Here is a 22,423-nt window from a genome sequence, read left to right as displayed (position 1 = left end):
TGACGAAGCAGATCATTTCATTTTTTCTGAATCGCTGTACCACAAGCAAACACTTCGACCATGCCGCCTTCTATACCCATTTCAGTGGTGCTTAAACGTAAACCCATAATGTGATCTGCTCCCATTTTTTGAGCTTCGATTTTTAGTCGAATCATTGCTTCTCGTCGCGCACGATCGACCACGCTTTCATAGGTCGTCAATCGACCACCGAGTAAACTTTGGATCATGGATATGATGTATTTAAAATAATCGTGTGATAAAACCACATTACTACTGACCAGTTGCCCAGTCGATTCTGTCGTTGCAAAACGATTGGTATCAACGCGAATATAAGCCAGTTCACGTTCTCTTTCTTCAAGTTCGTTTAAATGTTTTCGTTCAATGTGCCGACCGAAAGCCCATCCAATACAAAATAGAATCAGTGTAATCCCAATCTTAAACAATAATCCATCCATGACTTATCCTTGATTTGAAAATGGATCTGGTAGGGGAGTCGATTGGCTTGGAATCACTTGTACAGCCGTACCATAAACAAAAAGTTCTGATGCACCTTGCGCGATATTTGAAGTTGAAAAACGGATACCTACAACTGCATTTGCACCCATTGCCTGTGCTTTTTGAATCATACGATCCATGGCTTCTTGGCGAGATTCTTCCAACAGTTCGGTATAGCCTTTGAGTTCACCACCCACAATATTTTTTAAACCCGCCATAAAATCACGACCGACGTGTTTACTACGCACGGTACTGCCATAGACCACATCGAGCTGTTTGCTAATCGTATGTCCAGGAACGCTTTCCAGATTACTTAAGATCATTGAACTGATTCATTGTTGTAAAGTTGATTTAAGATAGGAAATTGAGCTTATAAATGCAATCAAAAAAGCTCACCGAAGTGAGCTTTTGAGTGTTCAGACAAAATACTTATTTTTTATTGTATTTAAGATCTGAGCTTGAAGGTTGATATTGAAGGGTTTGATCAGAAGTAGCTTTAACACCACCACCTAAAGTTTTGTACAATTCAACTTGGTTATTTAAGTTCGCTTGTTCAAGGAGTAGTAATCCTTGTTCAGCGGCATAAGAACCACGTTGCGCATCCAATACGGTTAAGAAGCTATCAATTCCTGCACGGAAGCGTGCATTGGATAGTTTATAGGTGGTATTGGTTGCATCGACTAAACGGCGTTGAGCAGTTAGGCGATCACCAATGTTTTGGCGAACAGCTAAGGCATCATTGACTTCACGGAAAGCAGATTGAATTGATTTTTCATAATCAGATAAAGCAATTTGCTGATCTGTTTCTGAAATCTTCACATTTGCACGACGTGTGCCCCAATCAAAGATTGGAATATCAAGGCTTGGACCAACAGCCCATACAAATGCACCAGATTTAAACAAGTCACTTAAATCTGTAGAGGCATAACCTGCTGAACCTGTTAGGCTAATCGTTGGGAATAAACGTGCTTTAGCTGCACCGATATTCGCGCCCGCAGCACTAAGTTGATATTCAGCGGATTTAACATCTGGACGATTATTCAGTAAATCACTTGGTAAACCTGACGTTAATGCAGCAGCATTGGTCACACGTGTTAAGCGTTGTTTAGGTAACAACTCAGCAGGCACAGGTTGACCCACCAAAAGGTTGAGTAAGTTCTGTGCTTGAGCGATTTGGGTCTTATAATTTGCAACATCGTTACGTGCCGTCTCTACAGAGATTTGAGCCTGACGTACAGGAACTTCACTGTCGATACCGACATCGAAACGTTTCTTGTTGAGGTTATAAGAATCCAACTGTGCTTTTAAGGTTTGATCTGCAAGTTTTAAATTTGCATTGGCAAATGAATAACTCAACCAAGCTTGTGCCACTTGACCCACCAATGCAATTTGCGTGGCATCACGAGCACTGGCAGTCGCAAGATAGTTATCCAGCGCATTGTCTTTTAGGCTGCGTACACGACCCCAAAAATCAAGTTCATAAGCGGTTAAGCCTAAACCCACATTGTAGCGAGTTTGAGCACCAGCGCCTTGATCTTGACGCAGGACGTCACCACTTGCACCGATGGTCGGTAACTGATTATTTGACGTAATTTGGTATTGCTGTTGAGCACGTTGAATGTTCAAAGCAGCCTTACGTAAATCACGGTTGTTGGCTAAAGCTGAATCAAGGACTTGTACGAGACGCTGATCGGCAAAAAAGTTTTTATAACCTTGTTCTGCAATCGAAGTCCCTGAAGCATTACCTAAGTAAGCAGTCGGAATATTGGCTTGAGCGACTGGTTCTGGACCACGCATGCTTTGACATGCCGTCAAAGCAAGCGCAAGTGCAGATACCGCAATGCTACGACCTGGAATAGACCATAAAGTTTGCATTACGAAATATGCTCCTGTTTTATTTGTTTTGGTTTAGATTTGAAAATACTTCGAATCCAAACATAGAACACTGGAATAAAGAAGATACCCAAGAGTGTAGAGCTGATTACACCACCCAGTACACCATATCCGACAGAGTGCTGACTTCCTGCACCTGCACCAGAAGCAAGCGCTAAGGGAAGTACACCGAAACCAAATGCAAGTGTCGTCATGATGATTGGACGTAAACGCATCTTAGATGCATGTAAAGTCGCTTCAAACAGGTCTTCACCTTTGTCTTGTAATTCTTTCGCAAACTCTACGATCAAGATCGCATTTTTCGCTGAAAGACCAATCACGGCAATGATGGCGACTTGGAAGTAAATGTTATTCGACAGGTTAGGATCTTTAAAGAACACCATGCCGAGGAAAGTTAAACCAAGCGCACCAACGATACCTAAAGGTACAACCAACAATACTGAGAATGGGATTGACCAGCTTTCATAAAGTGCAGCCAAACATAGAAATACGATCAGTAACGAAAGCGCATAGAGGAATGGCGCTTGATCGCCAGACTCACGTTCTTCTAAAGAGAGTCCTGTCCATTCGTAGTCAAAGCCTTGCAAGCCCATTGAAGGCAACTTAGCAACAATTTCTTCAACTGCGAGCATTGCATCACCAGAACTCACACCAACAGCAGGGGTACCTGTGATGTTCATTGAAGACACGCCGTTATAACGTTCGAGACGTGGAGAACCATAGGTCCATTCGCCTGTCGCAAATGCGGAGAATGGAACCATCTCGCCTTGATTATTACGGACGAACCACTTGTTCAAGTCTTCAGGCATCATACGTGCATCGGATTGACCTTGCACATAGACTTTTTTCACACGACCACGATCGACGAAGTCGTTGATATAAGTTCCGCCCCAGGCCATTCCCATGGTGCTATTGATTTCAGCAATACTGATTCCCATTGCACCTGCCTGCGCATGGTCAACGATAACACGGTACTGCGGTGTATCTTCTTGACCATTTGGACGTACGCCCATCAAACGTTTGTCTTGAGCGGCCATACCTAGGATTGCATTACGTGCTGCAAGCAATTGCTCATGACTTTGTCCAGCAGAAGCTTTCAACTGTAAGTTAAAGCCTGCACTTACACCCAATTCAGGCATCGCAGGAAGCTGTAAAGGCATGATATAAGCTGCATCTTTGACAATCATATTCAGCGCCATACCACGTTGAATGATTGCTCCGACTTGCGATTCTTTGCTGGTACGGTCTTTCCAATCTTTTAACTTAATGAACGCTAAACCTGCGTTTTGACCGACACCTGTAAATGAGAAACCAGCGACACTGAATACAGACTCAACGTGCTCTTTCTCGTTTTCACGGAAATAGTGGGTCATTGCATCAATGGTTTTATCTGTTCGTTCGAGTGTCGCATTTGGTGGTAATTGCACCAATGTCATCACTACACCTTGGTCTTCGTCTGGTAAGAATGAAGAAGGCAGGGTTGTGAACAAATAGCCCATAATTGCAATCACGACTGCATAAACTACGCCTGAAAAAAGCTTAGCATGAGTCATGCGGTTTACACCGTTTTGATATTTAACAGACAGTCTTTCAAAGGCATCATTGAACCAACGGAAGAAACGGGCGAAGATGCCATTACTTGGTTTCTTATTTGGATCATGCTGTTTTAGCAAAGTCGCACACAGTGCAGGTGTAAAAGTCAGGGCAACGATCAACGAAAGAACCATTGCTGTAACAAGTGTGATTGAGAACTGGCGATAAATAACCCCTGTTGTACCTCCCATGAAGGCCATCGGTACGAATACCGCAGTCAATACAGAGGTAATACCAATCAAGGCACCTGAGATCTGTGTCATCGACTTTTCAGTTGCTTTCACAGGGTCAAGATGTTCTTCCGACATGACACGTTCGACGTTCTCCACCACAACAATCGCATCATCGACCAGTAGACCAATGGCAAGAACCATGGCAAACATCGTAAGCGTATTGATTGAGAAACCGAACAGGTTAATCACGGCAAATGTACCGAGTACAACGACAGGTACAGCCATCGTCGGAATAATGGTCGCGCGCCAGTTCTGTAAGAACAGGAACATCACCAAGAATACCAAAATGATCGCTTCAATTAAGGTCTTAACCACACTCTTAATCGAAAGTTCAATAAATGGCGTGGTATCAAAAGCCAGTTTATCGACCATACCTTCTGGGTAGTTTTTACGTAATTCAACTAAACGCTCTTCAACAGCATTTGCTGTGTCTAAAGCATTCGCGCCTGTTGCAAGCTTAATCGCAACACCGCCAGCAGGTTTACCATTGAACTTAGAATCAAAGGCATAGTTATCTGCACCTAATTCAACACGCGCAACGTCACCTAAACGAACTTGAGCACCATTGGCCGTGTTCTTCAAGAAGATGTTGGTAAACTGTTCAGGCGTTTCAAGCAAGCTTTGCGCCGTAACTGTTGCGTTCAGTACTTGCCCTTCAATTGAAGGCGCTCCACCCAATTGACCGACAGCAACCTGAGCATTTTGAGTGCGCAATGCTGCAGCAATATCACTTGGTGTCACTTTTAAGTTTGCCATTTTGGATGGATCCATCCAAATACGCATCGCATAAGAACCACCAAAGACTTGGACTTCACCCACGCCAGCAACACGACTGAGCGGTTCTGAAATGTTTGAGTTGACGTAGTCTTTAATATCGTTTGCATCTAAAGCATCAGATTCAGAATAGAATGCCAATACTTGTAAAAAGCTCGCACCTGACTTGGTGACTTTTACACCTTGACGTTGAACGTCTTCAGGTAAAAGTGCAGTTGCAGACTGTAATTTGTTTTGAACTTGAACCTGTGCGATATCTGGATCAATACCTTGATCAAAGTTCAACGTAATCGACGCTTGACCGTTACCCGCACTGTTTGACGAGATATAACGTAAGCCATCTAAACCATTCATTTGCTGCTCGATGATCTGAGTCACTGTATTTTCAACAGTCGCAGCAGAAGCACCTGGATAAGTCGCAGAAATGGACACAGTTGGTGGTGCAATCGTTGGATACTGAGCAATCGGCATTTTGGTGATGGTGAGAATACCCGCCAACATAATGACCAATGCAATCACCCATGCGAAAATGGGGCGATGAATAAAGAAATGAGCCATGAGTCTACCCCTTATGCATTTGAAGTAGCTTTTTGGACAGGTTTATCTTCTGACTTTTCTACAGGCTTATTCTCTGCTTCAGGTTTTTGAGCTGGCGGTTGAGCAGGTGCACCTTGAGGAGCAGCTGCAGGTGCTTGGAAAGGCTTCGCAACAACTTGTTGCTCAGGTTTCACCTTCGCTACACCATCCACAATGACTTTTTCACCCGCTTGTAAACCTTTGGTCACGATCCAGTCTTTCCCTTGGCTCCCCGCAGTTTCAATCGGACGAACTTCAACAGCGCCTTTGGCATTCACGATCATCGCAGTAGCTTGACCCGTTGGAGTGCGAGTCACCGCAACTTGAGGAATCAGAATTGCATTTGGAATCACGCCCTGAACAATTTGTGCATTGGCAAACATGCCTGGAAGCAACAAATGATTTGGGTTAGGGAAGACTGCACGCAGTGTCACTGTACCTGTATCAGGGTTTACGCTGGCATCAGAAAATGCAAGATTACCTTCCACATTGTAGAAACTACCATCTTCAAGTTTTAAACGAACTTTGGTGTTATTGCTACGATCAATGGTGCCTTGGCTCAATTGTTGGCGTAAACGTAACAACTCAGCACTTGATTGGTTAATATCGACGTAGATTGGATCGAGCTGTTGAATCGTCACCAATGGATCAGCTTGACTTGCAGTCACTAAAGCACCAGCAGTCACACTTGAACGTCCAGATTGACCTGAAATTGGTGAACGGACAGTCGAATAGCCTAAAGAAATTTGCGCATTTTTCACAGCCGCTTGTGAAGCTGCAATATCTGCTTGAGCAAGTTGTACTTGTGCTTTAATGTCGTCATATTCTTGTTTAGAGACCGCATTAATCCCGACAAGTTGGCTATAGCGGTTTGCTTTTACTTGAAGGGCATTTAAGTTGGCTTGTTGGCGAACTAAAGATGCTTTTGCACTATCAAGATTTGCACGGTTAGTACTTGAGTCGATTTCATACAATGGCTGTCCTTCACGAACATAGCTACCTTCAGCGAATAGACGCTTTAAGACAACACCACTGGTCTGTGGGCGAACATCTGAAATTTGATAAGCAGATGTACGACCAGAGAGTTCTACAGTTTGTTCAACACTTTGTGGTTGAGCAACGATGACACCAACTTCAGTCGGAGGCATTTGTTGAGCAGCAGCTGCTTGCTCTGCACCTTTAGGGTCTTTACTGCAACCCACAAGTGCAATACTTGTTGCTAAAGCACAAGCAGTGAGGGCAGGTGCCCAAAGCTTTGCCGACATCATTATTCCACCTCGTTTAGATTTTTCTCTAAAAATAATTTATCTTTGCTGATTTGTAATGGCGAAAAATACAGCCAAAGGAACGACACCCAAATCAAAGCAATACTCCAACCTGCCAGCACATCGGTCGGGTAATGAGCGCCAAGATAGATTCTTGATATGCCCATACCCACAAACCATAAACAGGCGAGGAGTATGATGATTCTTGCATAAGCATGTTTATGGAAAATAAAAATGATTAAGCAGGATAAAACTGTTGCATAAATACTGTGTGCACTGGGGAACGATGCCCCATACGTTTCAGTTAAAGCATAAACGACATCTGGTCGTGCGCGATCAAATGCCCACTTTAGTACCCAGCCCAAAGCCGAACTGCCGAGTAGACTAAAACTGATAAACAAAATTTGAGCGAACTTTTTTGATCGGTATAGTATCGAGCACCACACACTACAAATTATCAGCATACTGGGTAAGCCACCAATATGAGATAAAAAGACATGGATGTCATTTAAAAAATGAGTTCGATGCCCATCCATCCATGTCAAAGCGGTGATATCAAAATGCTGAATATTGGGATTATATAATCCAATAATACTTATGGTTAATCCTAAACAGCCTATAAAAATCAATAAGTAAGGCATTTGTTTATGACCTTTTCTATTATCCATGCATTACTTCTGATGAATTAATGCTCCAAAGTGTACTCGTCAGTACACTTTTTTTCAAGTCAGTTAAAATCCAGTTTAATACTAAATTCTTTTCTATTTCATACCATCTTTTGCACAAAAAAATAACATATATTTTAATGATTCGATTTTTGATTCGATGAATGAGCCTCATCTACTTCTAAAGGTTGTTTGGGTGGCCAGAAGAAATCCAATGGACGGGTCACAAAATGAGTAAAGACCAATTTAGCCAATGGTTTCCATTGCTCAAAGCGAACCCGACGTGCACGAAGCGCAACAATAATCGTTAAAGTAAAACTGACAAATAAGTTGGTTAAGCCAATCAGTAAAACCCCTAAGAATGAAACAATGATTAGACCAATTTCAGGCGTGCCATTAATCGAGAGTAAACCTTGAATAAAGTTCGCTGAAGCAAAGGCAATATGTCGAATATCTAAGGGCAATCCTAATATAAAACCAATCGTCCCCATACTACCCAACATGATACCGAACAAGAAATTACCTGCTAAAGCACCTAAATTACGCTCAATATAATTTGCAAACTTTTCTAATCTTTCTTCGCCTAACACATTTTTAAGTTTGATATGTGCTTTCAGGCGCGGGCCAACCTTACGATAAACGGCCATATTGTCAAAGTAGCCTGCAATCAAACCTGAGAAGAATAAACAGACCCCAGCAATCGCAGCATGAGGGATCGCAAGAGACGTAAAGGGATTAAGGCTATGCAATAAATATGATGCTTTGGTATGGGTCAATAAAGGTTCATGCAAAGCGAATTGCCACATTAACGTAATGACAGCTGCTGTTGGAATCGCAATTGAAATATTACCTAAGATTGCAACGAACTGCGTTCGAATAATATTAATAATCAGGGCGGCAAGTTCCGCGATTTGTGTGGTCTTCGAGCCTTTGCGATGTTGGACTGTAGAAGCAAGTGCCGCTGCAGTCATTGCGGGCTGTTTCGTTGCAACCGTAAAATGCAAAACGTGAATCAGCATGAATCCTAAGGAATAGTTCATGCTGTAGACAAATGCTTGCATGAGCGGTGCCATGGTTAAGCGGGCAGATAAAATCTTCAGTGTTGCCATAGTCGCAATGATCACGCCAGCACCTGCGGCTGACTTGTACATGCCAAGGAAACCTTTTTTATCTGTACTTACATAGTGCTCGCCGGTTTTACTGGCATTTTCAGTTACTTGTAGCGCGATCAACTCACTATTGGTTTTGAGTAATTCGCGAACACTGTTTTCACCATAATGTGCAGCTGCTAAATCTTGTGTTAACTCACCCAGCGCCAAATATTGATTTTTATCCTGTTCAGTTAGAATCAATAGTAATAATTCAATCCGATCTAAACATTGTTCGAGCAGTGACAACAAATAAGTCAAACTTAAACTGACACCGATACGCTTGGTTGCACGACGAATTTTAAGTACAACTTCACGGCACTGGTCGATCATCACCAAAGCCTGATCGGCATCAGGTAGCTCAATATCGTTTAGATCGACAGCATCACGATGAGTTTTATTATAAGCTTCGATGAATTCGATAATCTCGCGATTTTGAACGAGAAAAGGGGACTCGTATTCAGATAATTCAGGTTGAGCATTAATAAACTCAGGATAAAGACCAATACCACTAATACGATAAGATAAAACCGTAATGGCTTTAATGATATGTCGACGAATACCAATTTTGGCATCTAGGTGACTTTTATTCTGATTTAATATTTGAAAAAACTGTAACCATTGATCATTGGCAATATTCTCTAACCAATATTTGTCACTGCGTTGGTGAAAAACACGATGAACCAAATCTTTAAGATCAGTTTCATCGGTTAATAAGGGCAGAAAATGTGCCCCGACGCGCTGTCCCAATTGGTTCCAAAAACCATCTAAAGACAAAATACCACTGTCTGCATACAAGCCTGTTTGCTTATAACGATTGATCAGTGTGACTAAATAGGCTTGGAGTGTATTGGCTGCAGTGGGGGTAATTAATAAAGCCTGAATCAGGGCTTGGAATTTTTTTTTGCTTTCTTCAACGTTATAGCTGTCGCTTGGTCTAATACGTTCAACCAATTCAATAATCAGATTTTCATCAAGAGCAGCTGGGTTAAGTTCAAGCTGCTCCTGCATGTTTAAAAATATATCGTTAAATTTTATATGCATAAGCAATAAGGGTTCTAATTATTGAATTCGATGTAAGGCAAGCAATGCCAAATTATGCAGTGCTTGACGGTAGGTCGTTTCTGGTAATTGCTTTAGTGCATCCAGAGCCGCATTGGTTTCTTCGATTGCACGTTGGCGACAGTAATCAAGTGCACCCGATTGATGAACGATTTCAATGACACGCTCTAAATGTTCAATACCACCAGTAGTGATACTTTTTCGAATCAACTGATGGTCTTCACCAGTCGTTTTCTGCAACGCGGCAATCAGGGGAAGTGTTGGCTTACCTTCCATGAGATCATCGCCAATATTTTTACCTAAGGTATCGGCATCAGAGGTGTAATCTAAAATATCGTCAATGATTTGGAATGCGTTACCGAAGTGACCAGCATACTGACGTAAAGGCAAACGGAACTCTTCTTTGCCTGCTAAAATTGCAGCGCCTTCAGTTGCCAGTTCAAATAAACGTGACGTTTTTCCATGAATAATGCTGAGGTAAGTCGCTTCATCGGTATCTGCTTGATGCTGTGACTGGAGTTGTAGAACTTCTCCCTCTGCAATCTCACAAGTCCCTGTTGAAAAGTCTTTTAAAAGAGTCATATTGTCCAGATCGACCAAAAGATCAAATGAACGTGAGATTAAGAAATCACCGATCAAAACTGCAGTTTGATTATTCCATGTTGCATTTGCCGTTGGGCGACCACGGCGTAAGCCTGATTCATCGACAACATCATCATGCACAAGGGTAGCTGTATGTAACATTTCGATAATAGCGGCTAAATGCTGTGCTTGATCAAGCTTCGTTTCACCACAAGCGCGAGAAGCAAGTAGACACATAATTGGGCGCATGCGTTTACCGCCAGCTTCAACCACGTGCTTACTGACAGACATCACTAAAGCAACTTTAGAACTGATTCCTTCATTAATCAGCTTGTCCATTGCGGCAAATTCTGATGCAACAGGAGAAAGGATATCTTGCTGAAAATCGATGGCCATGGTGAAGGGAATCCTTGTCAAAATGCGTTCTAATCATTCATTAGTGTAACAATTAACATCGAGCGTTGTCGCTTGTGAAATGTGTTAACACGCAGAATCATAATGATTTGTTGCTTATATGTCCAAACTAAGTTGAATTGTTTGAAGCTATTCCTTTTGTTGCTGTTATTGTATGAAAGCTTATTTGGGACACATACTAGTCGAACTTGATGCAAAAACCATGCAATTTTCACAAAAGACTAAAGAAAAATTGCTCGAATGACTTTAATTTTAAAATGGATACTGCTTTAAAAGTGATCGATATGAAGAATTCGGTAAAAGACCTTGTTGTTTATTTGATTATCACTTAAAATCCATCACCTTGAATTAACCCCAGTGGCGCTCGTCTTAAGATCGATATCTTCCTTTATCGGCACGACGACACGGGTCTGTTGGAGTACAGTATGTACGCAGTTATCCAAACCGGTGGTAAACAACACCGTGTTGTTGAGGGTGAAACCCTTAAAGTAGAATTGTTAAAAGCTGAAACTGGTTCAACAATTACGTTTGATGACGTATTGATGCTAGTAAACGGCGAAAGCATTCAAATTGGTGCTCCAGTTGTTGCTGGCGCTACAGTAACTGCTGAAGTAGTTAGCCACGGTCGTCACGACAAAATCCGTATTGTTAAAATGCGTCGTCGTAAGCACTACCGTAAACAACAAGGTCACCGTCAATGGTTTACCGAGTTGAAAATTACGACTATTTCAGGCTAATTACGAGGATTTTGACACATGGCTACTAAAAAAGCTGGTGGTTCGACACGTAACGGTCGTGACTCGAACCCAAAAATGTTAGGCGTTAAAATGTACGGTGGTCAAGCTGTGACTGCTGGTAACATCATCGTTCGTCAACGTGGTACTGAATTCCACGCTGGTCCAAACGTTGGTATGGGTCGTGACCACACTTTATTTGCTACCGCTGATGGCGTGATCAAATTCGAAGTTAAAGGTCAATTTGGCCGTCGTTATGTATCTGTTGAAACTGTATAAGTTTTAATTGTCATAACCGAAAAAGCCCACAGTGATGTGGGCTTTTTTTATTTGTAGGGAATTATGCAACATAAAAATTTATATAAATTTGAAATTATTAAAGTGTTTGATGTTTTTAAAGGATTGATTATAAAACGTCACTGATCTTCATCATCATGAATGTTTTTCTACAAAAGATGTAAATAAACCTACAAATCTTCTTATTTTCTCAATTATTAGCATAAAAAAATGATTTAAGATGACTCAACAAACCAAAAGCAATGACGCAAATTTATAAAAAGGTGAAATCATGAATATGCTTCGTAAATCCATGAGTGCAGCAGCAATCACTGTGATCATGCTTGCACCTGTAGTCAGCACAAATGTTTTCGCGGCGACTGCTGCAACGGAGCAACAAGCAACTGCTAACTTAGTGAAACAGTTGAATGGTGTTAAAAGCTTAACAGCGAACTTTGAACAAACCACAAAAGCAACTGCAAGTAGCAAAGCACCTCAGAAAAAGGGTTTAAGTGCACAGCACATGAATCAAACTTTTAAAGGCGTGATGAAAGTTGAACGTCCAGGTAAATTTTATTGGGAAACCACCACACCTGCCAAACAGACGATTGTGACCACGGGTAAAATGATTTGGATTTATGATCCAGATTTACAACAAGCGATTCGTCAAAACTTAGATGAGCAAGTCGCGAATACGCCTGCATTATTACTTTCAGGTAATACCAACCAAATCATGCAGTCGTATCGTGTTACACAGCCCAATAAGGCAAAAACGTATTACACGCTATATCCTAAACAGGGTGACGGTGCATTCCAGAGTTTAACGATTAGTTTTGGTGCAAATAAAGCACCAAGCTTAATGATTTTGGAAGACTCTCTGGGCCAAACAACTTATGTAAAGTTTAATAACGTAAAAGTGAATGCGACCATTCCAACATCTACTTTTAATTTCACGCCACCTAAAGGTACAGACATTATTGACCAGTAATGTGATCCTTTTGATATAGCAAATGATTTGGTTAATCCTCTGAACGCTTAAAGTATTCATTCAGTTGATTATCACACAAGATCGAAAATAAGCAGCCCATGGGTTGCTTATTTTTTTTGTTTTAGAGGTTTAATGGATTGCGCTTGAATGGATGTAACCATTGGTTATAAAGCTAATGCTAAGAATTTATTTGCAAGCAATATCTGACTAGGTGAATGCTTCTTGCTAGCAATGTTTTAAGTGTATTAGATTGATTGCACTTATTCTTATTTTTAACCCATTCAATTCTGAGAGTTGGATTACAAAAGAGTTGAGTTAAATTTTCTCAGGAATTTGTATAGTATGAAAATATTGAATAAGCCAGTTAGGAAAAGAGAGTGATAATAAAAAAAATAATTCAGCAATTAAATGGTCAGAACAAGATCGGTTTAAACCAACATACTTTAAGTCCGAGTAGCTTGAGAATGAGTAATCCTTCGATATCGAGTGCCAAAAAAATATGCAATGTATTGATGAGTATGTCGATGCTCATTTTACTGACGGCGTGTCAGCCTAAAACAGATCAAGAGAAAGAAGCTACAGAAAATAAGAAAACAGCAAGTACAGTGGAACTGATCGTCTCTAAAACAATAAATTTAAAAATACCTCAATCGAAGAGTTGTGACGAAAGTGGTTGTACACGTTATGAATTCCAAACAGTTGAAACGAATCAATCTTGGATTAATCAATACTTTAAAGATCGAATTCAAAAAACAGATCCAGTTGCATTTCAAAATGACAAGAGTGCATCAGAAGCAGTCAGTGCAGATACAAAACAGGTCAATCAAAGTACTGTCGTTGTTCGATTTGTGGGGCAGAATCAGCATTTGGCAACCTTTGAAATGTTAACGTATAGCTATAGTGCAGGTGCCGCACATGGGATGTACCACAAAGAATTTGTTAACTTTGATTTAAAACATAAAAAACGCATCGCTTTAGAAGATTTGCTAGTTTCTGGAGCAGAAGAGCAGTTGAGAGACATGCTCTATGACACCAATACCAACTGGTTGATGGAACATACGATTGATAAAGATCGTTTAAAGGTGAGTGATAATTTTTATTATGGTGCAAATGGTATTGTCTTTGTTTATCCGCTTTATGAGTTGGCATCGTATGCTGAAGGGATGTCGGAGCTTACTTTGCCATATCAATCTACTCATAAATTGATTAAAGCTGAGTATTTGCCGAATTTGCCAAACTATAATACTCAATAATATTTTAAGGCAATTTATTCACCTGAATATTTTCAAGTTTTTATGGTACATTTGATGTAATAAGGTGCAGCTGCAAGCTCAGTTACTGTATTTTTTAGGCTGAAGCGCTTACACTATAGCCAGTTTTTTTCTTTACAAAGATTGACCATGATTGACCCGAAATTACTCAGAAATAATATAGAGGCTGTAAATGCAGCCTTAGCAAAACGTGGCGTACAATTAAATGTTGAAGAGTGGGCATCATTAGAAGCTCAACGTAAAGAAATTCAGTCGAAAACTGAAGCTTTGCAAGCAGAACGTAACGCTGGTGCAAAACAAGTCGGTCAGATTAAAAAATCTGGTGGAGATGCGTCTGAAATCATGGCACGTATGGGTGCGATTGGTGACGAAATCAAAGCGGCTGAACAAGCGCTCGCTGATTTGCAAACTGAAATTGAAAATAAATCACTCAGTATTCCTAACTTACCGCATGAATCTGTGCCTGAAGGCAAAGATGAAAATGATAACGTCGAAATTTTAAAGTGGGGCACACCTCGCCAGTTTGATTTTGATGTAAAAGATCATACGGATCTTGGTGAGTGGATGGGTGGCTTGGAGTTTGAAACGGCAACCAAATTAACAGGTTCACGTTTTAGCGTATTGAAGGGGCCATTGGCGCGTCTACAACGTGCATTGACACAGTTTATGTTGGATACGCATACGCTTAAAAATGGTTATACCGAAGCGTATGTACCGTATTTAGTCAATGCTGAATCATTACGTGGTACAGGTCAGTTGCCTAAATTTGAAGAAGATTTATTCAAACTTCAAGGTGAAAAAGAATACTACTTGATTCCTACGGCTGAAGTGCCTGTCACAAACTTCGTTCGTGATGAAATTATTGATCCTGAACGTTTACCACTCAAATATGCAGCGCATACACCATGTTTCCGTAGTGAAGCGGGGTCATATGGTCGTGATACGCGTGGTTTAATCCGCCAACATCAATTTGACAAAGTTGAAATGGTTCAAATTGTTAAACCTGAAAACTCTCTCGATGCTTTGGAAGAATTAACAGGTCATGCTGAAGGAATCTTACAAGCATTAGGTCTGCCTTATCGTAAAGTGGTTTTATGTGGCGGTGACATGGGTTTTGGTGCAATCAAAACTTATGATTTGGAAGTTTGGGTGCCAAGTCAAAATACTTACCGTGAAATTTCATCATGCTCTTGTATGGGTGACTTCCAAGCACGTCGTATGAAGGCACGTTACCGCGCTGATCAAAAGAAAACGGAATTTGTACATACATTGAATGGTTCAGGTTTGGCAGTTGGTCGTACCTTGCTCGCGGTGATGGAAAACTATCAACGTGAAGATGGTTCAATTGAGATCCCAACAGTACTTCGTCCATATATGGGTGGTGTCGAGTATATCGATTAATCAGATTTTCTACACTCAGCTCAAATACGTTTGAGCTGAGTGTTTAAGTTGTAGCCATGCATGAAACGTGCATAAAAATTGCTTTAAACAGTCAGAATCAAAAATACTGAGGTATTGTGTGGATATTTTTCCAATCTCTTTAAAGTTGCAACAGCAACCTTGTCTGATTGTGGGTGGTGGACATATTGCGTACCGCAAAGCTGTTTTACTGCAAAAAGCAGGGGCGGTGATTTCGGTTGTTTCACCAGAAATTTTGCCTGAGTTAATTGAAATCGTTGAGCAATCTCAAGGGCAATACGTACAAAGCAATTTTCATCATGAAATCAATATCCGTAGTTATCGTTTAGTGATTGCAGCTACAGATGACAAGAAAACCAATCAAAATGTTTTCCATCTGTGTGAATCAGAAAATGTATTGGTCAATAGTGTGGATGATCCACCACATTGCCGTTTCATGGTGCCAGCGATTATTGATCGTTCACCTTTGGTGGTTTCAATTGCAACCAATGGTCAATCTCCTGTTTTATCTCGTCAAATTCGTACCCAGCTTGAAGTTGCAATTCCTCATGAGATGGGAAAGCTCGCAGCGTTTTCAGGTCAATGGCGTAATGAGGTAAAAGCAAAAATTGTCAATCCAGATGAGCGCCGTATTTTTTGGGAGGACTTGTATGCGAGTTCGCTTAAAGAACAGGTGTTTAATGACAATATCGCTGAAGCAAATCGTCTCATCGAGCAAGCTTTGATTGAATGGAAAAAGCCACAAGGTGAAGTTTATCTGGTGGGTGCTGGACCCGGTGATCCTGAGTTATTAACACTCAAAGCTTTGCGCCTCATGCAACAAGCTGATGTGGTGATATACGACCGTTTGGTGTCACAACCGATTATGGATTTGTGTCGTCGTGATGCAGAGAAAGTCTATGTTGGTAAAGCGAGATCCAATCATGCTGTACCACAAGAAGGTATCAATGCTTTATTGGTGAAGTATGCACAACAAGGTAAACGTGTTTGTCGCTTAAAAGGCGGCGATCCATTTATTTTTGGTCGTGGCGGTGAAGAAATACAAGAGCTTTATGAAGCGGGAATTGCATTTCAGGTTGTCCCTGGAATCACTGCAGCTTCAGGTTGTTCTGCTTATGCAGGTATACCATTAACACATCGTGATTATGCTCAAAGTGTACGTTTTCTCACAGGTCACTTAAAAGAGGGTTCACCTGAGCTACCTTGGAGTGAATTGGTCTATCAAAATCAAACCTTAGTTTTATACATGGGCTTGGTGGGTTTAGAAAAAATCTGTGAAAAATTGATCGCACATGGTCAACGTCCAGATATGCCAGTGGCTTTGATTTCGAAAGGAACAACGCCAGATCAAAAAGTGGTTGTAGGAACTTTGGCAGATATTGCATCTAAAGTGACACAATACGAAATTCAAGCGCCGACCTTGACCATTATTGGTGATGTGGTTAGCTTACGTGAACAATTACAATGGCAAGGTTAATTTAACCTGTCATCGCTATGAGTAGAGATATCTTGTGATCCATGTTGTTTTATTCGAACCAGAAATTCCTGCCAATACAGGGAATATCATTCGTTTATGTGCGAATACTGGAGCGCAGTTACATTTGGTGAAACCTTTAGGTTTTGAACTTGATGATAAAAAATTAAAACGTGCAGGTTTGGATTATCACGAATATGCACGTATGCAAATTTGGGAAAACTTCGAAGAGTGTTTGGCTGATCTTCATTCGAAAGGTGTGGACATAGATTCAATTTATCCCCTTACTACCAAAGGGACTGAGACGCCGCATACTTCAGATTTAAATCGTTCAGTTGCATTGTTAATGGGGCCTGAGACACGTGGTTTGCCTGAGCATATTCGTATGCTATTTCCACAAAAACATTGGATTCGATTACCAATGGCAGAAAATTCACGCAGTTTAAATTTGTCCAACGCGACGGCTATTATTCTATATGAGGCATGGCGTCAGCAAGATTTCAAAGCATTAATCTAAACTGTTAAAAAAATATAAAGCCACCTGAAGTGGCTTTTTTTATTGCAGTTAAAAACTTAGAGCGTTAGGATTCATTAATAACTAAGAAAACTCATCAAATATTATGATTTTGGAGAGAAGATGCTTTCATTCATCCAACACTTAAAAAATAATTTCACAGCTTTATGTATGGCTTCTGCAAGCCTTTTTCTGGCAAATTCGAGTTTTGCGAATGATCCGTTAATTGTTGCAGAGGAGAGCGTGCAATTGATTACCAAGCAAGAAATACAGCAAGGTTTGGTAGACATGCAAAAGAAAATGAATAGTCGGATTGATCAGTGGGGATCTAAGCTCACCCGAAGTGACTTCGATCGTAAACGAGGAAAGCTGGTTCTGAAGTCATCCAAACAGTTAGAAGTGTGTGGGATTTTTCAAGGTGTGATTGATGAAACATATCAGTCGGCGCAACGAAATAAACAGCGACTCACAGAATCGGATCGAAAAGTTCTAGAAAACAGAGCATCTTTTGTTCAGGCTTTAGGAATTCAAAATAATATTATTCCCACGCAGTTGGGTTTTGATTGTCGTGTTCATTAATCAATTGAAACTATAAATTAAAAAAAAGGCGCATTAAGCGCCTTTTTTATTAGTAGTATTATTTATCACTAAACTCGTCATGTTGTGGAGCAGGTTGGCGGAAACCTTTGGTTTTGTAACCAAGGTATAAAATACCAATCATTGCCCACCATAAACCGAATTTAAGCGATTGTTCTTCAATCTCAAGCCACAATGCAAAGACTGCAATAAATCCGAGTAGCGGAACAACCACATAGTTCAGAATATCTTTTGCATTCTTGGTGCGACCGTCACGTAATGCATAACGTGAAATCACAGACAAGTTAACAAAAGTGAATGCCGTTAATGCACCGAAACTGATCATGTAGATCACGGTGTCTAAATCCATGAATCCAGCAGTTAAAGCAACAACACCTACAATTAAGATATTGTAAGACGGTGTATGACTACGTGGACTAATATGACCGAAGATCTTCTTGTTGATTACGCCATCACGACCCATGACGTACATCAAGCGTGATACGCCTGCATGTGCAGAAATACCAGACGCCATCACAGTGACGATTGCGAAGTAAAGAACCACAGTTTTAAATGCCGCGCCACCCACAGCCAGTAAAATGTCAGGTTGAGTTGCAGCTACATCTTCGAAATAAGTTTTAGGGTCATTCGGGAAGTAGATTTGCATGAAATACGTGCTAATGATGAAGATCACACCTGCAATTAAAGCAGTCAAGAAAATCGCTTTAGGAAGCGTTTTTTCAGTGTCTTTTGTTTCTTCAGCAAGTGAGCTGAGTGAGTCAAAACCAGTGAAAGAGAAGCAAAGTAATGTTGCACCAGTAATCAGTGCACCCACCGTCGTTAACTCATTCCAGAATGGCTCTAAGCTCCATAACTGATATTTAGCATTGACTAAAGTACCATCAGCATTGATACCACCTGCAAGCAAGCTGTAAACCATCCAAGTGAAGTATGCAATCACGCCTAACTGTATAAATACGATCAAGCTGTTAAAGTTTGCGACAAATTTGACCCCACGCAAATTAACTAAGGTCATGAAGGCTGTAAGTGCAACCACCCATACCCAATGATTGACATCTGGGAATAATGCTTCAAGGTAGATCACTGCCAAAATGATGTTGACCATTGGAGATAGAAGATAATCTAACCATGAAGACCAACCGACCATAAAGCCGACATTCGGGTGAATCGATTTTTGAGCATAGGTATACGCAGAACCCGATGAAGGGTATCGGCGAATCATATGACCATAACTCAGTGACGTCAGTAAAATTGCAACAAGTGCAAAAATATAAGATGTAGGTACGTGAAAATGACTTTCTTCAGATACTAAGCCAAAAGTATCAAATAAGGTCATTGGCTGAATATAAGCTAAACCGATAATAATGATGTGCCAGAGACCTAGCGTTTTTTGCAGTTTAGCTGCCGGTTGAGTCCCAGTGGTATTTGTCAACGGCGTTATCCTCTTAATCGTTGATCAAGGATCAGTCAAATCTATCTAGGATCGTTTGAGACGAACGATCCCCCCTAATTGATGAAACAAAGCGCGCCAATTTAAAGCAATTTATGCGATTTGTCAGTAACTTCCAAACTATTTTTAGCAGAAAATATGCCACTTAAAGTAAAAGTGCATGGGTTGTTATTCTGCAAGATAAAAGCCCGATGTTTAAAAAAACATCAGGCTAATTGGCGATGTATAGTGGCTTATTTTGTTTGAATTACCAAGCTTTTTCTAAAATAGATTTGAGATCTGCAAGGGTGGCTTCTTTGGGGTTATAAATGATCGATCCATCATTCAATGCCTTATCTGCAATTTCATCAAATTGCGCCTGTGTGACTTTGCCTGTTTCCTGCAAGGTACGTGGAAGTTTGGTCAGTGAGTGGATATGATCACGCATATCCTTAATCATTGAAATGGCTTTATCTGCACGTTGTGGCGCTGGTGTTTGTGCATAGATATCTGCACCGGCCAGTGGTAACAGAAGTTCTGCAATTTTGTGACCATTCACATCTTTGTTGTACTCAAGCACATAAGGCAGGAACAAGTTCATGCATAGACCATGTGGAAGGTGTGAAACTGCACCCAATGCATGCCCTAGAGAGTGAACAATGCCAACCATCGCATTCGAAAATGCAATGCCAGCCATGGTCGAAGCTTGTGCTAACTCTAAGCGACCATCGGCATCTTGAGGATTTTCCAAAACTTTGAAAAGGTTTTCGCTGACCTTCTTAATCGCGGCGGTTGCGTAAGCATCGCTAATGGGATTGGCAGCTAAGCAAGTGTATGCCTCAACAGCATGTGTCATCGCATCCATCGCGGTCATTGCCGTTAAATGCGGTGGCAATGTTTGGGTCATGCGAGGATCAAGTATCGCTGCACTTGGCATCAAATGTTTAGATGCGAACGCGATTTTTTGATGCGTTGAGTTATCTGAAATCACAGCGACCATGGTCACTTCAGAGCCTGTGCCTGAAGTGGTGGGTACAACAAAAAATGGTTTTAAAGGTTTTGGTAAATTATGCGCACCTGAATACTTCAGAAGGTCATCACCACCTTCAGTGACTAAAATGTTGGCAGCTTTCGCCGTATCAATCACTGAACCACCACCAATGGCAATAATGGCATCGCAACCATTGGTGCGATAGGCATCAGCAACAGTTTTAACCGTTTCTAAACTTGAATCTGGTGGTACATCATCAAAAATAAAGCCAATCTTAACTTCAGTCGCTTCAAAGGCTACTTCGACAGGTGCAAGTAAGCCATTTGCGCGAACACCCTTATCTGTAATGATCATTGGGCGGGAAGCACCCATGGATGCAAGTTCAAATGGCATATGTTCAAGTGCAGCATTTCCAGCAATGACTTTTACAGGACAGAAAAATTCGTAATATGGTTTAGCCATGCTTTAAGCACTCCCTTTGATATAAGACTGGGCAACTTTGAGGTAAATGTTTGCGGCACCAGACAGCTTTTCTTTTAATGTGAGTTGTTGAGGATATTCTTTGATTGCTAGTTCAGCGACCAATTTAGGTAAAATAAGCGCTTCCATTTTATTGAGACAGCGTACTAATCGAATCGCATGACCTAAATCACCATCGGCAATCATTCGGTCATTGGCAAAAGCCTGAGCCGTACTCTCTTGGAATGAAAAAACCAAATAAGCATGATGAATGTGCTTAAAGGTGATGATGAGATCCGCCTTTTTATCAAGGCTATCGACTAATTCTAGATGATGGTTGTCGTTGACACGTGCGATAAAAGCAGCATCATTGTTAAAAACAGCCATGGAGAGGGTAAAACCTATGGGGAACTTAGATACATCCTGTCTAATTTCATCATCAACTTGGCTCGCCATCGCCAGACCTCTGCCAATCACGTCGAGCATGAGTTTGACATAAGCTTGTTCTAGGGCGGGCTTAACGGATTTAATAGAAATCACTCGCTTATCCCTTTTTACTTAGTTTTATATTTTAGAGTAAATACTCTAATTTAATTTGGGATGAAAAGTAAAGTGATTATTGCTGAATAGTGCGTATATCTTTAAAGAAATTGCTTTCAGCTAACAGTTGGATCACATCTTGAGTAAGTTGATTGAAATTGGGGTAATCAGGTATTAAATCGGAAATCCTTACCATCTCTAAGCCTGCATAACCACAAGGATTAATGGTTTGAAAGCCATTCAAATCACAATCAATATTGAGTGATAAGCCGTGATAACTACGACCTTTACGGATTTTAAAACCGAGTGATCCAATTTTACGACCATCTACATAAACACCCGGCGCATCAGGTTTCGCATACGCTTCGATGTCATATTTTTTGAGTAAATCAATCATGATGGATTCAGCGTAAGACACCAGAGTTCGTACATTCCATCCCAAGCGATTTAAATCAAACATGAAATAAACCACCATTTGACCTTCACCATGCCATGTCACTTGACCGCCACGGTCAGATTGCACCACAGGAATATTGGATGGAATTAAGATGTGTTCAGGTTTGCCTGCTTGTCCTTGAGTCAGTACAGATTGATGCTGAAGGATCCAAAGTTCATCAGGCGTATTCTCATCGCGCTGTTCAGTCAGGCTTTTCATTTCTAAAAAGCGATCTTCATAAGGTGTGTATTGAGTATACTGACGAATGATTAAATTGGGTTTGGTCACAGCATCCACAGCGTTTTGAGCCTGTATCATGAGGAAAGTAGGGGTTTATTATAATCAAACTCTGGTGAGAGCGGGGAAGCGTTTGGGTTTTTAAAGTTAATTGTACTCAGCATAATGACCGTTTTGTAGATATCGATATTTATCTACTTTAATAGACCTCTTGCGAAAGTAAAAACTATCCCCATATAAATGTCATGAGATATCAGAAATTAAACCATTTTTCAGATTCTGAATTCAAACGCTTGGTTGGCGTACCTCGGCAAGTTTTTACTGAAATGGTCGAGGTTTTAGCAAAAGCAGAATCACT

The 22,423-nt window shown here is 40.8% G+C and carries 20 protein-coding genes and 1 pseudogene; 9 read left to right on the top strand and 12 right to left on the bottom strand.

Annotated elements, in window-relative coordinates:
* Nucleotides 1-17: 17 nt before the first annotated feature.
* The 8 genes from AC5YD2_RS14175 to sdsA form a co-directional block, all read right to left on the bottom strand.
* The gene (locus AC5YD2_RS14175) at nt 18-455 is read right to left on the bottom strand and encodes a YbjQ family protein (protein WP_496126949.1); all 438 of its coding nucleotides are present in this window, start codon (nt 453-455) and stop codon (nt 18-20) included.
* 3 nt (nt 456-458) lie between these two features.
* Nucleotides 459-818 carry a YbjQ family protein gene (locus AC5YD2_RS14170; RefSeq protein ID WP_496126948.1) on the bottom strand — a complete coding sequence of 120 codons (360 nt, stop codon included), beginning with the start codon at nt 816-818 and terminating at the stop codon, nt 459-461.
* Between the two features lie 106 nt (nt 819-924).
* Nucleotides 925-2,370, bottom strand: a complete 1,446-nt coding sequence (gene adeK, locus AC5YD2_RS14165; protein WP_496126947.1) for a multidrug efflux RND transporter AdeIJK outer membrane channel subunit AdeK — start codon at nt 2,368-2,370, stop codon at nt 925-927.
* A complete protein-coding gene (locus AC5YD2_RS14160; protein ID WP_496126946.1) occupies nt 2,370-5,546 on the bottom strand; it encodes an efflux RND transporter permease subunit in 3,177 nt (1,058 codons plus the stop codon). Before AC5YD2_RS14160 ends, adeK begins: the two co-directional genes overlap by 1 nt.
* Before the next feature lie 11 nt (nt 5,547-5,557).
* Nucleotides 5,558-6,832: an efflux RND transporter periplasmic adaptor subunit gene (locus tag AC5YD2_RS14155; protein WP_496126945.1), complete on the bottom strand. Its 1,275-nt coding sequence runs from the start codon at nt 6,830-6,832 to the stop codon at nt 5,558-5,560.
* A complete protein-coding gene (locus tag AC5YD2_RS14150) occupies nt 6,832-7,497 on the bottom strand; it encodes a phosphatase PAP2 family protein (RefSeq protein WP_496126944.1) in 666 nt (221 codons plus the stop codon). The genes AC5YD2_RS14155 and AC5YD2_RS14150 overlap by 1 nt, the downstream gene beginning before the upstream one ends.
* Before the next feature lie 134 nt (nt 7,498-7,631).
* Nucleotides 7,632-9,686, bottom strand: coding sequence for a site-specific recombinase (locus AC5YD2_RS14145; RefSeq protein WP_496126943.1), 2,055 nt, complete (start codon nt 9,684-9,686; stop codon nt 7,632-7,634).
* An 18-nt stretch (nt 9,687-9,704) separates the two neighbouring features.
* On the bottom strand, nt 9,705-10,682 hold the full coding sequence (sdsA, locus tag AC5YD2_RS14140; protein ID WP_496126942.1) for an All-trans-nonaprenyl-diphosphate synthase: 978 nt from the start codon (nt 10,680-10,682) through the stop codon (nt 9,705-9,707).
* A 443-nt stretch (nt 10,683-11,125) separates the two neighbouring features.
* On the opposite strand from sdsA, the gene rplU reads away from it, so the two are divergent.
* The 8 genes from rplU (at nt 11,126) to AC5YD2_RS14100 (ending at nt 17,955) form a co-directional block, all read left to right on the top strand.
* The gene (gene rplU / locus AC5YD2_RS14135; protein WP_496126941.1) at nt 11,126-11,437 is read left to right on the top strand and encodes a 50S ribosomal protein L21; all 312 of its coding nucleotides are present in this window, start codon (nt 11,126-11,128) and stop codon (nt 11,435-11,437) included.
* An 18-nt stretch (nt 11,438-11,455) separates the two neighbouring features.
* Nucleotides 11,456-11,713 (top strand): 50S ribosomal protein L27, encoded by a 258-nt coding sequence (rpmA, locus tag AC5YD2_RS14130; RefSeq protein WP_496126940.1) that lies wholly within the window; start codon nt 11,456-11,458, stop codon nt 11,711-11,713.
* Nucleotides 11,714-12,002: 289 nt separating this feature from the next.
* On the top strand, nt 12,003-12,698 hold the full coding sequence (lolA, locus tag AC5YD2_RS14125) for an outer membrane lipoprotein periplasmic chaperone LolA (protein ID WP_496126939.1): 696 nt from the start codon (nt 12,003-12,005) through the stop codon (nt 12,696-12,698).
* A 464-nt stretch (nt 12,699-13,162) separates the two neighbouring features.
* The gene (locus AC5YD2_RS14120; protein WP_496126957.1) at nt 13,163-13,951 is read left to right on the top strand and encodes an RsiV family protein; all 789 of its coding nucleotides are present in this window, start codon (nt 13,163-13,165) and stop codon (nt 13,949-13,951) included.
* Between the two features lie 147 nt (nt 13,952-14,098).
* Nucleotides 14,099-15,370, top strand: a complete 1,272-nt coding sequence (gene serS, locus AC5YD2_RS14115; protein WP_496126938.1) for a serine--tRNA ligase — start codon at nt 14,099-14,101, stop codon at nt 15,368-15,370.
* Between the two features lie 118 nt (nt 15,371-15,488).
* A complete protein-coding gene (cysG, locus tag AC5YD2_RS14110) occupies nt 15,489-16,865 on the top strand; it encodes a siroheme synthase CysG (protein ID WP_496126937.1) in 1,377 nt (458 codons plus the stop codon).
* Nucleotides 16,866-16,899: 34 nt separating this feature from the next.
* The gene (locus AC5YD2_RS14105) at nt 16,900-17,379 is read left to right on the top strand and encodes a tRNA (cytidine(34)-2'-O)-methyltransferase (RefSeq protein WP_496126936.1); all 480 of its coding nucleotides are present in this window, start codon (nt 16,900-16,902) and stop codon (nt 17,377-17,379) included.
* A 120-nt stretch (nt 17,380-17,499) separates the two neighbouring features.
* On the top strand, nt 17,500-17,955 hold the full coding sequence (locus AC5YD2_RS14100; protein WP_496126935.1) for a hypothetical protein: 456 nt from the start codon (nt 17,500-17,502) through the stop codon (nt 17,953-17,955).
* 58 nt (nt 17,956-18,013) lie between these two features.
* Here the strand turns inward: AC5YD2_RS14100 and AC5YD2_RS14095 are convergent, their stop codons facing one another.
* The 4 genes from AC5YD2_RS14095 to lipB form a co-directional block, all read right to left on the bottom strand.
* Complete coding sequence (locus AC5YD2_RS14095) at nt 18,014-19,405, bottom strand: APC family permease (RefSeq protein ID WP_496126934.1); 1,392 nt, start codon at nt 19,403-19,405, stop codon at nt 18,014-18,016.
* Nucleotides 19,406-19,670: 265 nt separating this feature from the next.
* A complete protein-coding gene (locus AC5YD2_RS14090; RefSeq protein WP_496126933.1) occupies nt 19,671-20,855 on the bottom strand; it encodes an iron-containing alcohol dehydrogenase in 1,185 nt (394 codons plus the stop codon).
* A 3-nt stretch (nt 20,856-20,858) separates the two neighbouring features.
* Nucleotides 20,859-21,392, bottom strand: coding sequence for a hypothetical protein (locus tag AC5YD2_RS14085; RefSeq protein ID WP_496126932.1), 534 nt, complete (start codon nt 21,390-21,392; stop codon nt 20,859-20,861).
* Between the two features lie 76 nt (nt 21,393-21,468).
* Nucleotides 21,469-22,146, bottom strand: coding sequence for a lipoyl(octanoyl) transferase LipB (gene lipB, locus AC5YD2_RS14080; protein ID WP_496126931.1), 678 nt, complete (start codon nt 22,144-22,146; stop codon nt 21,469-21,471).
* Nucleotides 22,147-22,310: 164 nt separating this feature from the next.
* On the opposite strand from lipB, the pseudogene AC5YD2_RS14075 reads away from it, so the two are divergent.
* Nucleotides 22,311-22,423: pseudogene (locus tag AC5YD2_RS14075) on the top strand (IS5/IS1182 family transposase); the annotation flags it as partial.

It is taken from the genome of Acinetobacter sp. CY73, assembly GCF_059515865.1.
The sequence above is the reverse complement of the archived record's forward strand: the minus strand, read 5'-3'. Positions and strand labels throughout refer to the sequence as shown.

Coding starts and splice junctions, on each gene's coding strand:
- AC5YD2_RS14175 (WP_496126949.1), bottom strand. CDS start 455: ATGGATGGATTATTGTTTAAGATTGGGATTACACTGATTCTATTTTGT.
- AC5YD2_RS14170 (WP_496126948.1), bottom strand. CDS start 818: ATGATCTTAAGTAATCTGGAAAGCGTTCCTGGACATACGATTAGCAAA.
- adeK (WP_496126947.1), bottom strand. CDS start 2,370: ATGCAAACTTTATGGTCTATTCCAGGTCGTAGCATTGCGGTATCTGCA.
- AC5YD2_RS14160 (WP_496126946.1), bottom strand. CDS start 5,546: ATGGCTCATTTCTTTATTCATCGCCCCATTTTCGCATGGGTGATTGCA.
- AC5YD2_RS14155 (WP_496126945.1), bottom strand. CDS start 6,832: ATGATGTCGGCAAAGCTTTGGGCACCTGCCCTCACTGCTTGTGCTTTA.
- AC5YD2_RS14150 (WP_496126944.1), bottom strand. CDS start 7,497: ATGGATAATAGAAAAGGTCATAAACAAATGCCTTACTTATTGATTTTT.
- AC5YD2_RS14145 (WP_496126943.1), bottom strand. CDS start 9,686: ATGCATATAAAATTTAACGATATATTTTTAAACATGCAGGAGCAGCTT.
- sdsA (WP_496126942.1), bottom strand. CDS start 10,682: ATGGCCATCGATTTTCAGCAAGATATCCTTTCTCCTGTTGCATCAGAA.
- rplU (WP_496126941.1), top strand. CDS start 11,126: ATGTACGCAGTTATCCAAACCGGTGGTAAACAACACCGTGTTGTTGAG.
- rpmA (WP_496126940.1), top strand. CDS start 11,456: ATGGCTACTAAAAAAGCTGGTGGTTCGACACGTAACGGTCGTGACTCG.
- lolA (WP_496126939.1), top strand. CDS start 12,003: ATGAATATGCTTCGTAAATCCATGAGTGCAGCAGCAATCACTGTGATC.
- AC5YD2_RS14120 (WP_496126957.1), top strand. CDS start 13,163: ATGAGTAATCCTTCGATATCGAGTGCCAAAAAAATATGCAATGTATTG.
- serS (WP_496126938.1), top strand. CDS start 14,099: ATGATTGACCCGAAATTACTCAGAAATAATATAGAGGCTGTAAATGCA.
- AC5YD2_RS14100 (WP_496126935.1), top strand. CDS start 17,500: ATGCTTTCATTCATCCAACACTTAAAAAATAATTTCACAGCTTTATGT.
- AC5YD2_RS14090 (WP_496126933.1), bottom strand. CDS start 20,855: ATGGCTAAACCATATTACGAATTTTTCTGTCCTGTAAAAGTCATTGCT.
- lipB (WP_496126931.1), bottom strand. CDS start 22,146: ATGATACAGGCTCAAAACGCTGTGGATGCTGTGACCAAACCCAATTTA.